The organism is Desulfosarcina alkanivorans, assembly GCF_009688945.1.
Taxonomy (GTDB): domain Bacteria; phylum Desulfobacterota; class Desulfobacteria; order Desulfobacterales; family Desulfosarcinaceae; genus Desulfosarcina; species Desulfosarcina alkanivorans.
In genome coordinates this window covers 3,894,342-3,906,923 of record NZ_AP021874.1, presented here as the reverse complement: position 1 = coordinate 3,906,923, position 12,582 = coordinate 3,894,342, and the positions used below count along the sequence as shown (strand labels likewise).

9 protein-coding genes are annotated in these 12,582 nt (G+C 61.5%); all 9 read left to right on the top strand.

Annotated features, from left to right (window positions below; translation table 11 throughout):
* The first annotated feature begins 5 nt into the window (after nucleotides 1-5).
* Nucleotides 6-2,294, top strand: coding sequence for a carbamoyltransferase HypF (gene hypF, locus DSCA_RS17145; RefSeq protein ID WP_155317585.1), 2,289 nt, complete (start codon nucleotides 6-8; stop codon nucleotides 2,292-2,294).
* 794 nt (nucleotides 2,295-3,088) lie between these two features.
* Nucleotides 3,089-4,339, top strand: a complete 1,251-nt coding sequence (gene ltrA / locus DSCA_RS17140; RefSeq protein ID WP_197904613.1) for a group II intron reverse transcriptase/maturase — start codon at nucleotides 3,089-3,091, stop codon at nucleotides 4,337-4,339.
* Between the two features lie 148 nt (nucleotides 4,340-4,487).
* Nucleotides 4,488-5,579, top strand: a complete 1,092-nt coding sequence (hypD, locus tag DSCA_RS17135) for a hydrogenase formation protein HypD (RefSeq protein WP_155317584.1) — start codon at nucleotides 4,488-4,490, stop codon at nucleotides 5,577-5,579.
* 120 nt (nucleotides 5,580-5,699) lie between these two features.
* Nucleotides 5,700-6,710, top strand: a complete 1,011-nt coding sequence (gene hypE / locus DSCA_RS17130; RefSeq protein WP_155317583.1) for a hydrogenase expression/formation protein HypE — start codon at nucleotides 5,700-5,702, stop codon at nucleotides 6,708-6,710.
* Nucleotides 6,710-7,744 (top strand): FAD:protein FMN transferase, encoded by a 1,035-nt coding sequence (locus DSCA_RS17125; RefSeq protein ID WP_167527829.1) that lies wholly within the window; start codon nucleotides 6,710-6,712, stop codon nucleotides 7,742-7,744. The genes hypE and DSCA_RS17125 overlap by 1 nt, the downstream gene beginning before the upstream one ends.
* 407 nt (nucleotides 7,745-8,151) lie before the next feature.
* Complete coding sequence (locus tag DSCA_RS17120; protein ID WP_155317581.1) at nucleotides 8,152-8,922, top strand: electron transfer flavoprotein subunit beta/FixA family protein; 771 nt, start codon at nucleotides 8,152-8,154, stop codon at nucleotides 8,920-8,922.
* Between the two features lie 87 nt (nucleotides 8,923-9,009).
* Complete coding sequence (locus DSCA_RS17115; protein WP_155317580.1) at nucleotides 9,010-9,975, top strand: electron transfer flavoprotein subunit alpha/FixB family protein; 966 nt, start codon at nucleotides 9,010-9,012, stop codon at nucleotides 9,973-9,975.
* Between the two features lie 303 nt (nucleotides 9,976-10,278).
* Nucleotides 10,279-11,604 (top strand): 30S ribosomal protein S12 methylthiotransferase RimO, encoded by a 1,326-nt coding sequence (rimO, locus tag DSCA_RS17110; protein ID WP_155317579.1) that lies wholly within the window; start codon nucleotides 10,279-10,281, stop codon nucleotides 11,602-11,604.
* On the top strand, nucleotides 11,601-12,581 hold the full coding sequence (locus DSCA_RS17105; protein ID WP_155317578.1) for a polyprenyl synthetase family protein: 981 nt from the start codon (nucleotides 11,601-11,603) through the stop codon (nucleotides 12,579-12,581). Before rimO ends, DSCA_RS17105 begins: the two co-directional genes overlap by 4 nt.
* The last annotated feature ends 1 nt before the right edge of the window (nucleotide 12,582 follow it).

Here is a 12,582-nt window from a genome sequence, read left to right as displayed (position 1 = left end):
GGGTCATGACAGAGGCTCTTACGTCAAAACGCCTGGAGATCAACGGTATCGTGCAAGGCGTGGGTTTTCGCCCGTTCATCTACCAGCTGGCCAACCACCACGGCCTGAACGGAGAGGTGGCCAATACCGCGACGGGTGTGTCCCTGATGATCGAGGGGCCGGAGGACCGCATCCGTCAGTTTATCGACGACCTGCCCAACCGGAAGCCCCCCCTGGCCCACATCGTGGACGTGTCGGTATCGCCGGCGCCGGTGACGGGCTTTTCAGCTTTTTCCATCGTCAAAAGCCGGGCCGGTGTCAGCCGGTCCACCCTGATATCTCCCGATGTGAGGGTCTGCGACGACTGTCTGGCCGAGATGCGCGATGCGACCGACCGCCGATTCGGCTATCCGTTTATCAACTGCACGAACTGCGGCCCGCGCTACACCATCATCGACGATGTCCCCTACGATCGCCCCAAGACCAGCATGCGGCACTTTACCATGTGCCCGCAGTGCCAGGCCGAATATGACGACCCCGACAACCGGCGCTTTCACGCCCAGCCCAATGCCTGCCCGGTCTGCGGTCCCCGGGTGACCCTGTGTGATGCCCACGGAAAGATGATCGCCGCCGACGATCCCATCGCCGACACGGCCGTCCGGCTCAGGCAGGGGCAAATCGTGGCCATCAAGGGCCTGGGCGGTTTTCACCTGGCCGTCGATGCCACCCATGCCGATGCCGTGGCGCGCCTTCGCCGCCGAAAGCACCGCGAGGAAAAGCCTTTTGCCCTCATGTGCAGCAGTCTGGCGCGCGTCCGGGCCATTGCCCGCGTGGAGGAGGCCGAAGCGCGACTGCTGGTGTCCATCCAGCGTCCCATCGTCCTGCTGGCAAAGCGTGAGCCGTCGCCCATTGCCGACTCGGTCTCGCCGCGCAACCGCTATTTCGGCATCATGCTGCCCTATGCGCCCTTGCACCACCTGCTGCTGGATGCCGGTTTTACGGCCCTGGTGATGACCAGCGCCAATTTGAGCGACGAACCCATTGCCATCGACAACACCGAGGCGTTTTCCCGATTGGGGGGTATTGCAGATGCCTTTCTCGTTCATGACCGGGACATCCTGCTGCGAACCGATGATTCCATTGTCCGCTACAGTGCCGGCCATATGCGTCCCATCCGGCGTTCCCGGGGCTATGTGCCCGTACCCGTTTTTTTAAGGGAAGACATGCCGCCGGTACTGGCCTGCGGGGCCGAACTGAAGAACACCATCTGCCTCACCCGGGGGCGGCAGGCTTTTGTGAGCCAGCATATCGGCGATCTTGAAAACCGGGCCACGGACGATTTTTTCCGTCTCACGGTGGAGCATCTTAAACGCATTCTGGACATCGATCCGCGGGTCGTGGCCTGCGACCTTCACCCGGATTATCTGAGCACCCGCTACGCCAGGGAACTGTCGGGGCTTCCCTGTGTCGGGGTGCAGCATCATCACGCCCACATCGCTGCCTGTATGGCCGAGAACCAGGCCGACGGACCGGTGATCGGGCTTGCCTTCGACGGCACGGGCCTGGGAACGGACGGAACGGTCTGGGGGGGGGAAGTCCTGGTGGCCGACTGCCGTTCCTTTACCCGGGCCGCCTGCCTGGCGCCGGTGCCCATGCCCGGCAGTGCCGCCGCCATCCGGGAACCCTGGCGCATGGCGGTGGCCCACCTGAATGCTGCGTTGGGAGAGGACCTCGCGGGCCTCCCGCTGCCCCTTTTTCGATCGCTGGAGAAAAAACAGGTGGCGGTCATCATGGCCATGATGGAAAAACAGATCAACAGCCCGCTCACATCCAGCCTGGGCCGGTTGTTCGATGCTGTGGCTGCCATGATCGGGCTGCGCGGCCGTGTGGCCTTCGAGGGCCAGGCGGCCATGGAACTGGAGATGATCCTCGACGCCACCGAATCCGGCCGTTACCCGTTCGCCTGGGACGACCACGGCGAGCCGCCGCTTCATATTGCCGTCACCCCGATTATCCGCGGGGTGGTCCGCGACCTGACGGCGGGCCTTTCCGCGGCGACGATCAGTGCCCGGTTTCACAACACCCTGATCGGCCTGTTTGACGCGCTTTGCCGGCATCTGCGGTCCGGCACGGGCATCGATCGCGTGGCCTTGAGCGGCGGCGTGTTTCAGAACCACCGCCTGCTGACCGGACTGACCGCCGCCCTGGAAAAAAGCGGATTCGACCTGCTCACCCACCGGCTGGTGCCGGCCAACGACGGTGGCCTTTCGCTGGGACAGGCCGTGGTGGCGGCAGCAAACGTGACGGATTCGTAAAAAAACCATATCTGCGTTTCGTTTTATCCCTCGTCACTGCGGAACCCGGATAGCGGTATTCTCGGGATTTGAAAGCCTTCTTGTCCGTCTGGCGTTTAGCGGGAGATCTCGAACCTTTTACGAAGCCGTCGGAAATGTGATTTTTCAAGCGTTCATAAAAAGTTTTTTCAGGCCACGCATGGCCATATATCCGAAAGGAACCGAAAAGGCGTAGGAGCGGCTTCCAGCCGCGATGCAATCTGGACAGTCGCGGCGAGGACGCCGCTCCAAGTGCGCCCGTGAGCGCACGATGTCAAAGAGGTGCAAGTCCTCTTCAGGCCTATCGCTCTCCGGGCCTGTAACCGAAGGTAACTGCGTCGCCGTGAGGCGGGGTGGGAAGCAACCGGAGGTGAACGACCAGTCCGTAGGATGACGAACTCGATTCGGCCGGGCGTTGCCGGCGAGCCTGCTTGGAGAATGGCGAAGCCTCTACCCGAAGAAAGGGGACCTGCCGAGCTAAGGGGTAGCGTGTTAAAGCTGGGACAGGGGGACGTCAGGTGGTTGGAGATGGAATGGTCGGAAGGCGTCGTGGGTAAAGCGGGGAGACCTGTCTGTGGGGTGATGTGGACAGGAGTCAGAGCCTTCATAGTACTGCAGCGGCGACTGTCGTGAGAAGCGCGGAGAGCAAACCCGTGCCGAGGGAAGGGAGGCAGGAAGGTGGATGTGTGAAATCCAGTAACAGGCAATGCACAAGCTACGTGTCGCCAGTGTCCCGTCGCGGCGGGACTAAACAAGGCACAGAAACCCGAAGTTGGGTGGAAGCCTCGATCTGGACAGAGCGCATGTTGGCGGCGCTGGAAAACGGCGTCAAAGGAGGCACATGGTTCAGCCTGATCGACAAGGTTGCCCGTCAGCGAACCCTTGAAATCGCGTGGCAGAAGGTCGCCGCAAACAAGGGGTCGGCAGGTGTGGACGGCCAGAGTATCGAACGGTTTGGGTACAAGGCGTCGGCTTACCTTGAGGAATTGTCGGAGTCGTTGAAATCGGGAACCTATCGCCCCCAGCCGGTCAAGCGCGTGGAGATTCCCAAGGGACCGGGTAAGACCCGCCCACTGGGAATTCCGGTGGTCAAGGACCGCATCGTGCAGACGGCGTTGAAGTTGGTGATAGAACCGATTTTCGAAAAGGAATTCGAGGAGACGAGCTTTGGCTTCCGACCGGGGCGCGGTTGCAAGAGCGCCCTTCGAGAGGTGGACCGCCTGATTAAGAATGGCTGCACCCATGTCGTGGATGCGGACCTGGCGAGCTACTTCGACACCATTGCCCATGACCGGTTGATGGCGCTGGTGGAAACGCGCATCAGCGACGGGCGGGTTCTCGACCTGATTCACGGGTATCTCAAACAGGATATCATCAGCGAGCTCAAGCGATGGACGCCGATTGGTGGCACGCCGCAAGGTGCGGTTATCAGCCCGCTGTTGGCGAACCTGTACCTGCATCCGCTGGACCGTCTGATGCGGTCCAAAGGGTACCGCATGGTGCGTTATGCCGATGACTTTGTCGTGATGTGCCCGAGCCCGGAGACGGCTCAATCGGCGCTGGCCGTTATAAACGCCTGGGTAGCGGCAAACGGTCTGACCTTGCATCCGGACAAAACCCACGTGGGGGATTGCACGGTACCGGGGCAAGGCTTCGAGTTTCTGGGATATCGGTTCGAGGCTGGAAGACGATGGGTCCGCCGCAAAAGTTTGAACGCCTTGCGGGATCGCATTCGGACCAAGACCCGGCGCACGCGAGGAAACAGCCTCAAACACATTATTGAGGACCTGAACCCGATGCTGCGTGGGTGGTTTGGTTATTTCAAACATGCGAATTCCAATGAGTTCAAATCGGTCGATGGATTTATCCGTCGTCGGCTTCGATCGGTGCTACGGAAACAGCAGAAGCGTCCTGGAATGGGTCAATGCCGTAAAGACCATACCCGCTGGCCGAATGCTTTCTTTGCTGAGCGTGGGCTTTTCACCATGACCGAAGCCCATGCACTGGCAAGCCAATCACGATGTTGAAACCACCGACTGGAGAGCCGTGTGCGGGAGAACCGCACGCACGGTTCGGAGGGCGGGGAGGGCGACGGCCCTTCCCGACCCCTATCGAAAAACGACCCTGTTCTGATTAGTTGCTTAGAGGTAAATAAGCCACGGGAGACAACCCTATATGCCCCTGACACACAGTGACGCCTTTCACGACCCGAAAATTGCCCGGCACCTGGCCGATCGTATCGCCGGGGCCAGCCGCCGGCCCGTCCGTTTTATGGAAGTGTGCGGCACCCACACGGTTTCCATTTTCAGAAGCGGCATCCGCTCCCTGCTGCCGGAGACCATCTCCCTGCTCTCGGGGCCGGGATGCCCGGTTTGCGTCACCGCGCAAAAAGAGATCGACGCCTTCATCAGTCTGGCCCGTGAGCCGGACACCATCGTGGCCACCTTCGGCGATCTGATCCGGGTGCCGGGAAGCGGATCCTCCCTGCAGCGGGAAAAGGCTGACGGCGCCGACGTTCGCATTGTCTATTCCACCTTCGATGCCGTGACCCTGGCGCGGGAGAATCCGGGCCAACGGGTGGTCTTTCTGGGGGTGGGGTTTGAAACCACCGCCCCGACGGTGGCCGCCGCCATTGTGACTGCCCACCAGCAGGGGCTCGACAATTTTTTCGTGGTGTCGGCCCACAAGATCGTGCCTCCGGCCCTGGAGGCCCTGGCCGGCGGTGTCATCAACATCGACGGGTTCCTGCTGCCCGGCCACGTATCCGTGATCATCGGCCTGGATGCCTACCGGCCTTTTTTCGATCACCACCGGGTGCCGTGTGTCGTGGCCGGCTTCGAACCCACCGACCTGCTCAGCAGTATCGCCATGCTGGTGGACCAGGTGGAATCCGGCCGGCCGGCCCTTGAGAACGCCTACACCCGCGCCGTGTCTTCTGCCGGCAATCCCAAGGCCATGGCGGTGATGCGCGAGGTGTTCGCGGTTGCCGATGCCGACTGGCGGGGCATCGGCACCATTGCCGCCAGTGGGCTGGTGATTCGTGAAAAATATGCGGCATTGGACGCGGTCAAGGTTTTCGACATGCACCTGCGGCCGGTCCCGGAGCCCAAGGGTTGCGCATGCGGTGAAATCCTTACCGGCATGAAAATTCCCCCCCAGTGCCCATTGTATAAAACGGTGTGCAATCCCATGGCGCCGGTCGGCCCCTGCATGGTCTCCAGCGAAGGCACCTGCGCCGCCTATTATCGCTATCATGGGGACGGATAACCCGGGAATGCCGGCGGTCAGCGGCGCGTAGCCCATTGACGGACGGGCTGCCGTCTTCAGGTAAATCAAAAGCATGTCTTTTATCACCATTTATATTCCCAAAGGAATCAGCTGCATCTTATGAAACCGGACAAGATTCTTCTGGACCATGGCAGCGGGGGTAAGATTTCCCACAGCCTGACGGCCGACCTGTTGCTGCCGGCCTTTGACAATCCGGCCCTGGCCATGCTCGATGACGGGGCGGTCCTCGATGTGCCCGCCGGGCGCATCGCTTTTTCCACGGACACCTATGTGGTAGATCCCATTTTTTTCCCCGGCGGCAGCATCGGCGACCTGGCGGTCAACGGCACGGTGAACGATGTCTCCATGTGCGGGGCCGTCCCGCTGTTTCTCAGTGTGGGAATGATCATCGAAGAGGGGTTTCCCATGGCCGATTTGGAGCGGGTCGTGGCCGAGATGGGACAGGCCGCCAGCCTGGCCGGCGTACAGGTGGTCACCGGAGACACCAAGGTTGTGCCCAAAGGGGCGGCGGACAGGATTTTTATCAACACGGCCGGCATCGGCATGCTCCGCGAGGAGGTCGATGTCTCCGGCGCCAATGCCCGGCCGGGCGATGCGGTGATTCTTAGCGGCACCATGGCCGATCACGGCATGACCATTCTCACCCAGCGACAGGGACTGTCCTTCGACTCGGACGTCAGGAGCGATTCGGCGCCCCTGAATCACATGGTGGCCGATATTTTTGGTACCGGGTGCGACGTCCACGTCCTGCGGGATCCCACCCGGGGCGGTGTGGGCACGACCCTCAATGAAATCGCCGGCCAGTCCCAAGTGGGCGTCCGCATCCACGAGGCGCGCCTTCCGGTCCGGCCCGCGGTGGCGGGTATCTGTGAACTGCTGGGCTTCGACCCCCTCTACGTGGCCAATGAGGGCAAACTGCTGGCCTTTGTGCCGGCGGACCAGGCCGATGGGGTGCTGGCGGTGATCCGGCAATCGCCCTACGGCAAGGATGCCTGCATCATCGGCGAGGCCGTCGACGCCCATCCGGGTCGCGTCTACATGCAAACCCGCATCGGCGGTGAACGCATTGTGGACATGCTCACCGGTGAGCAATTACCACGGATATGCTGATGCCTTGGCGACCGATACCCGTCCGTCCGGCCATTCTCATCCTCGGGGCGATGATCCTGCTCGCCTGCGGTGGCTGCCAGCCGGAAAGGGAACTGCGCCTGGCCGGAAAGACCATGGGCACCACCTATCACATCAAGGTGGTGGCCGGCCTGTTCACGTCCGGCGCCGACTTGCAGGAGCAGATCGACGATCGCCTGGCCGCCATCAACGCCAGCATGTCCACCTATGATCCCGGCAGCGAAATCAGCCGGTTCAATGGCATCGACTCCACATCCGAATCCTTTTCCCCGTCCAATGATTTTCTCAATGTGCTGCAGGTGGCTGCCGAATTGCACCGGCTCACCAATGGGGCCTGGGACGGCACCCTGGACCCGTTGATCACCCTGTGGGGGTTCGGCCGCAAAGGGACGGTCGACCGGGTCCCGGGTGACGACGACATCGACCGGGCGCTGGCCCATGTGGGATTCGGTCGCATCCGGTTGGACCCGTCGGGCACGATCGGCAAGACAGACCCGGCCGTAACCCTGGATCTGGCCTCGATCGCCAAGGGCTACGGCGTGGACGCGATCGCCCGGCTGCTTGGAGAAAGGGGGTTTTCAAACTTTCTGGTGGAAATCGGCGGGGAAGTGTTCGCCCGCGGCCGCCGAAAGGACGGGGTCCCCTGGCGGGTGGGCATCAACCGCCCGGACAAGGGGGCCGCACTCGACGATGTCTACCGGGCGGTTCCTCTCACGGACCGGGCCATGGCCACCAGCGGCGACTACCGGATTTTTTTCCAGGTCGGCGATCGGACCTATTCCCACATCCTCGATCCGCGGTCCGGCCGGCCGGTGAGCAGTGGCGTGGTCAGTGCCACGGTGGTGGCGGCCAACTGCACGGTTGCGGACGGTCTGGCCACGGCGCTGATGGTCATGGGGCCAAAGGAGGGGCTGGCGCTGGTGGACCGATTGGCCGCTGTCGAGTGCCTCATCGTGGTTCGCCAGCCGGACGGCACCCTCATCGACCATCCATCCAGCGGCTTTGTGATCCATTGAGGGCATTGCCAGAGGGGCAGGGCCAGCGCCGCCTGCTGTCACGCCGGGCACGCCCGGGTCGCAGCCTACCGGCGCAGGTTTTTTGCTTGACAAAATCCGGAGAGCTTCGTAGTTATTTTGTAGCTAAAATATAGCTTGTTGGCGGGGCCCGCCACGCCGGCCAGCATTGTCCGCCGTTAAAATCATTTCCGGAAACAGGGCCGGCCGCCATGGGCCTTTTGGGGGCCGCAAACCCGGATGGAATGGCGGTTGACAAGTGGGGCCGGTGTCATATAATTAGCCCCAATACGAAAGCAATGCTCATAATATTGATGGGTTAAGTATTTGTTCCCAAACTTTTCAGACCCGGCTGCCAGGGCTTTTCGTCTCTACCCGCCCTGGCCCGGTCACTCAAAGGAAGGTGAATCGTGGAAATCGCTGTTCTGCTCAAACAGGTTCCGGCCACCGAGTCGCTGATTGAGATCGCCGATGATGGCGCCACCATCAAGACCGATGGTATCAACTGGGTCATGAACCCCTATGACGAGATGGCCGTTGAAGAGGCCCTTCAGATCCGCGATGCGGTCGGCGGGTCGGTCACCGTTTTTTCGTTGGGACCGGAAAAGGCCGTGGAGGCCCTTCGCACGGCCCTGGCCATGGGTGCGGACACCGCTGTCCGCATCGATCCGGAAGGCAAATCCCTGGACGGTCTGGCCACGGCCAAAGTATTGGCCGGAGAGCTCCGCAAGGGCGCTTTCGAACTGATTGTCGCCGGTCACCGGGCCGTGGATGACGACAACTTTCAGGTGGGACCGGCCGTTGCCGAATTCATGGGGATGCCCCATATCTCCATGGTGATCCGTCAGGAAATTGCCGATGGCAAGATCTGCTGCACCCGGACCATCGATGGCGGCACCCTGGTGCTGGAAACCGCTTTGCCGGCATTGATCACCACCCAGCGAGGGCTCAACGAGCCGCGCTACGCCAGCCTGCCGGGAATCATGAAAGCCAAGAAAAAACCCATTGATACCCGCACCTTGTCGGAAACCGGAACCGATCCGGGCGACCCCATGGTGAAAACCCTCGCCATGCGGCTGCCGCCCCAGCGAAAGGGGGGGCGGATCATCGATGGGGACAGTGCCACCGACAAGGCGGCAGCCCTGGTCAAGGCCCTGCGTGAAGAGGTCAAGGTGATTTGATCGGGACGGCTGCGGCTGCCCAAGTAAATTCAAGACACCGCCCGATGCAGATGCCTTGTCGGGCGTTACCGTACAGGGAGAAAAATTATGCCACAGGGAATACTGGCCATCACCGAACAGGTCGACGGTAGTTTTAAGCATATTTCATTTGAAGTCCTTTCCGCCGGCAAAAAGATTGCCGACAGCCTCGGCGGATCGCTGTCCGCTGCGGTCATGGGTGCCGATGTGGAGGCCATGGCCGGACAGGCATCCGAATATGGCGCCCAGCGGATACTGGTCGCCAACGAAGAAGGCCTGAAAGACGGCCTTTCTGATGCCTGCACCGAAGCCGCCGCCCAATTGGTGGCGGCATGCGACCCGGCCCTGGTACTGATCGGCGCCACCTCCCTGGGCAGGGACATCGCCGCGCGGCTTTCGGCGCGCCTGAATGCGCCCCTGGCCATGGATTGCGTGGACGTTCGCGTTGATGGCGACCAGATTGTGGCCACAAGGCCCGTATACGGGGGAAAGGCCCTGGCCGACGTGGGCCTGACCGGAAGCCCGGCCATCGTCGCCTTGCGTCCCCGGGCCGTGGAAGCGGTCGCTGACCAGTCCGCCGGAGAGGTGGAAACCGTGGCCGTCGATCTGACCGGCACGGCGTTGAACCTGGTTGAAAAACATCTGGAAACCGGCAAGATCGAACTGACCGAGGCCGATGTGGTCGTCACCGGCGGCCGGGGCATGGGCGGAGATGATTTTGCCGTGGTCGAAGCGCTGGCCAGCGCTCTGGACGGCGCCGTCGGTGCTTCGCGCAGCGCTGTTGACGAGGGATGGCGGCCGGTCTCCGACCAGGTGGGACAGACCGGCAAGGTAGTGGCCCCCAACCTGTATATCGCCTGCGGTGTTTCCGGGGCCATTCAGCATCTGGCCGGCATGGCCTCATCCCGCGTGGTGGTGGCGATCAACAAGGATGCCGAAGCCCCCATCTTTTCCAAATGCGACTTTGGCATCGTCGGCGATCTTTTCGATGTGGTCCCGGCCATCACCGCTGAAATCGAAAAGTTGAAAGGCTGAAGGGCCTTCACCGGCGGCCTCAGGTGCATTCTTCGATGAATCTGAACGCCAGCGGCCCCATGAATGCGGTATGTTATCGATCTCAGGTTAAGACGCGTCCTCGTTCCTGATCAGGCATCTGGATGAAGACCGTTATCATTTTCAGGTGCCGACCATTGAAAAGGGCTGCCCGAAAAGTCGGGCGGCCTTTTGACTTTTCATATGGTTGCTGGTAGATGAACCCGGTACCGTCATACTTCTATGGATATAGAACCATGACCGTTCCTGACCCCCGATCGGGATTCGGAGACCTTGCTGAACCCCATGCGATTATACATTGAAAGTCTGGGCTGTGCCCGCAATCAGGTGGACAGTGAAAACATGGCCGGGCAGCTTTGTCAGGCCGGCTGGTCGCTGACCCCGGATCCGGCTGACGCGTCCGTCATCCTCGTCAATACCTGCAGCTTCGTGGAATCGGCCATCAACGAGTCCATTGACACCATTCTCGAATTGGCCCGATTCAAAAAAGAGGGACGCTGCCAGCGGCTGGTCGTGGCCGGTTGCCTGCCGGAACGGTTTCGCGATGCCATTGCCGATTCCCTGCCCGAGGTGGACCAGTTCATCGGTACCGGGGCCTTTACCCGCATTGTCGATGCCGTGACCGGCGAACTGGCCGGCGGGGCCTGCCTGCTGCCCGATCCGGATCTGATTCCCATCGGCCGGACCGCGGCCCGGGAACGGGTGCTGTCCCATACGGCCTACCTGAAAATTGCCGAAGGATGCAGCCGGCACTGTACCTATTGTATCATTCCCCGGTTGAGGGGCCGCCAGAAGAGCCGACCGATCGATGGGATCCTGGGCGAAGCCCGCCAGCTGATTGCCGCGGGGGTCAAAGAGCTGAATCTTGTGGCCCAGGATACCACCTGCTACGGCCAGGATCTGGACGAACCGGTGCGATTTGATATCCTGCTGGCGCGGCTGGCCGGGATGGACCCGAACGTCTGGATTCGCTTTTTATACGGTCACCCGGAGAGCATCTCCGACGATGTCCTCAAGACCGTTGCCGCCCACCGCAACCTGTGTCCCTATTTTGATCTGCCCGTCCAGCATGCCGCGGCCGGTGTCCTGAAGCGAATGGGACGGAACTACGATCGCCGGCGGCTGCTGGATCTGTTTGCTCGGATTCGGTCCACGGTTCCCGGGGCGGCCATCCGAACCACCCTGATCGTCGGCTTTCCCGGAGAAACCGATGCCGATTTTCAGGAACTGATGGATTTTGTGGAGCGGGTTCGCTTCGACCACCTGGGGGTGTTTACCTATTCCGACGCCGAGGACCTGCCCTCCCACCGGCTGCCCGGACATGTGCCCGAAGCGGTGGCCCGGTCCAGGCATGATGCCCTCATGGCCCGACAGATGGAGATATCGGCCGACAACCTGGCATCCATGATTGGAACGACCATGCCGGTGCTGGTCGAGGCATCCTCCGAACCCTACCTTTATGAGGGCCGGTCCATCGTGCAGGCACCCGAAGTGGATGGCCTCACCTATATTCGAACGCAGGAGGGCGGCCCTCAGATAGCGATAGGCGAAATGGCAACGGTCAAAATAACGGACACCCTGGAATACGACCTCATCGGGAAGGTGCCATGACCGATCTGAAACAGAAAATAATCGCTGCCGTGGCCGACGATGTCGATGCCATCGAGAAGGCGCTGGCCGACAACCTGAAGCCCCATTTCGATCTGGTGTCCGATGTGGCCGGGCATATTCTTTTTGCCGGGGGAAAGCGGTTGCGACCCCTCTTGATGGTTCTTTGCGCCCGGCTTTGCGGCTTTTCCGGCGATCAGGTCGTCCGTTTTTCGACCATTTTTGAATATCTGCACGCCGCCACCCTGCTGCACGACGACCTGGTGGACGGTGCCGACTTGCGGCGGGGGCGGCAGGTGGCCCACCAGAAGTGGGACAACCCCACGGCGGTGCTGACCGGTGATTTCCTCCTGGCCCGGGGGTTGTCCATTGCCGCGGATACCGGTTTGAACGAGGTGATCCGGACCATCGCCCGAATCACTGAAAACATGTCCCAGGGCGAAATCCGCCAGCTGGAAAGAAAGGGAGATGTCACCCTTTCCGAGGACGCGTACGTCGAGGTGATTCGCTGCAAGACGGCGGTTCTGTTCCAGGGGGCCTGCCGCACCGGCGCCCTGGTGGCCGGTGCCGGAACCGATATCGTGCAGGCGCTGACCGATTTCGGATACCACCTGGGGCTGGCATTTCAGATGGCCGATGACCTGCTGGACTATACCCAGGATTCCCGTTCCCTGGGCAAGCGTGCCGGTGCCGACCTGAGGGAGGGAAAGATGACCCTGCCGCTGATTCATGCTTTTTCCCATGCGCCGGACGGGCAACGGGAACACATGGTTTCCATTCTTAAAAACCCTGATTTCACCCCTGCCGAGTTTGCCGAGTTCGTCGACATGTTGCACCGCTATGGCGGTATTGCCTATACCCGGTCGCTGGCCGCGGAGCACATCCAAACGGCGACGGCAGCGCTTGACGCTTTTGACCATGGCCCGGTGCGGGAAATTCTGACGGACATCGCCGACTATGCATTGGTCCGGAACGCTTGAT

Excerpts from the sequence above, each read along its gene's own strand:
- hypF (WP_155317585.1), top strand. The coding sequence starts at position 6 with ATGACAGAGGCTCTTACGTCAAAACGCCTGGAGATCAACGGTATCGTG.
- hypD (WP_155317584.1), top strand. The coding sequence starts at position 4,488 with ATGCCCCTGACACACAGTGACGCCTTTCACGACCCGAAAATTGCCCGG.
- hypE (WP_155317583.1), top strand. The coding sequence starts at position 5,700 with ATGAAACCGGACAAGATTCTTCTGGACCATGGCAGCGGGGGTAAGATT.
- DSCA_RS17125 (WP_167527829.1), top strand. The coding sequence starts at position 6,710 with ATGCCTTGGCGACCGATACCCGTCCGTCCGGCCATTCTCATCCTCGGG.
- DSCA_RS17115 (WP_155317580.1), top strand. The coding sequence starts at position 9,010 with ATGCCACAGGGAATACTGGCCATCACCGAACAGGTCGACGGTAGTTTT.
- rimO (WP_155317579.1), top strand. The coding sequence starts at position 10,279 with ATGCGATTATACATTGAAAGTCTGGGCTGTGCCCGCAATCAGGTGGAC.
- DSCA_RS17105 (WP_155317578.1), top strand. The coding sequence starts at position 11,601 with ATGACCGATCTGAAACAGAAAATAATCGCTGCCGTGGCCGACGATGTC.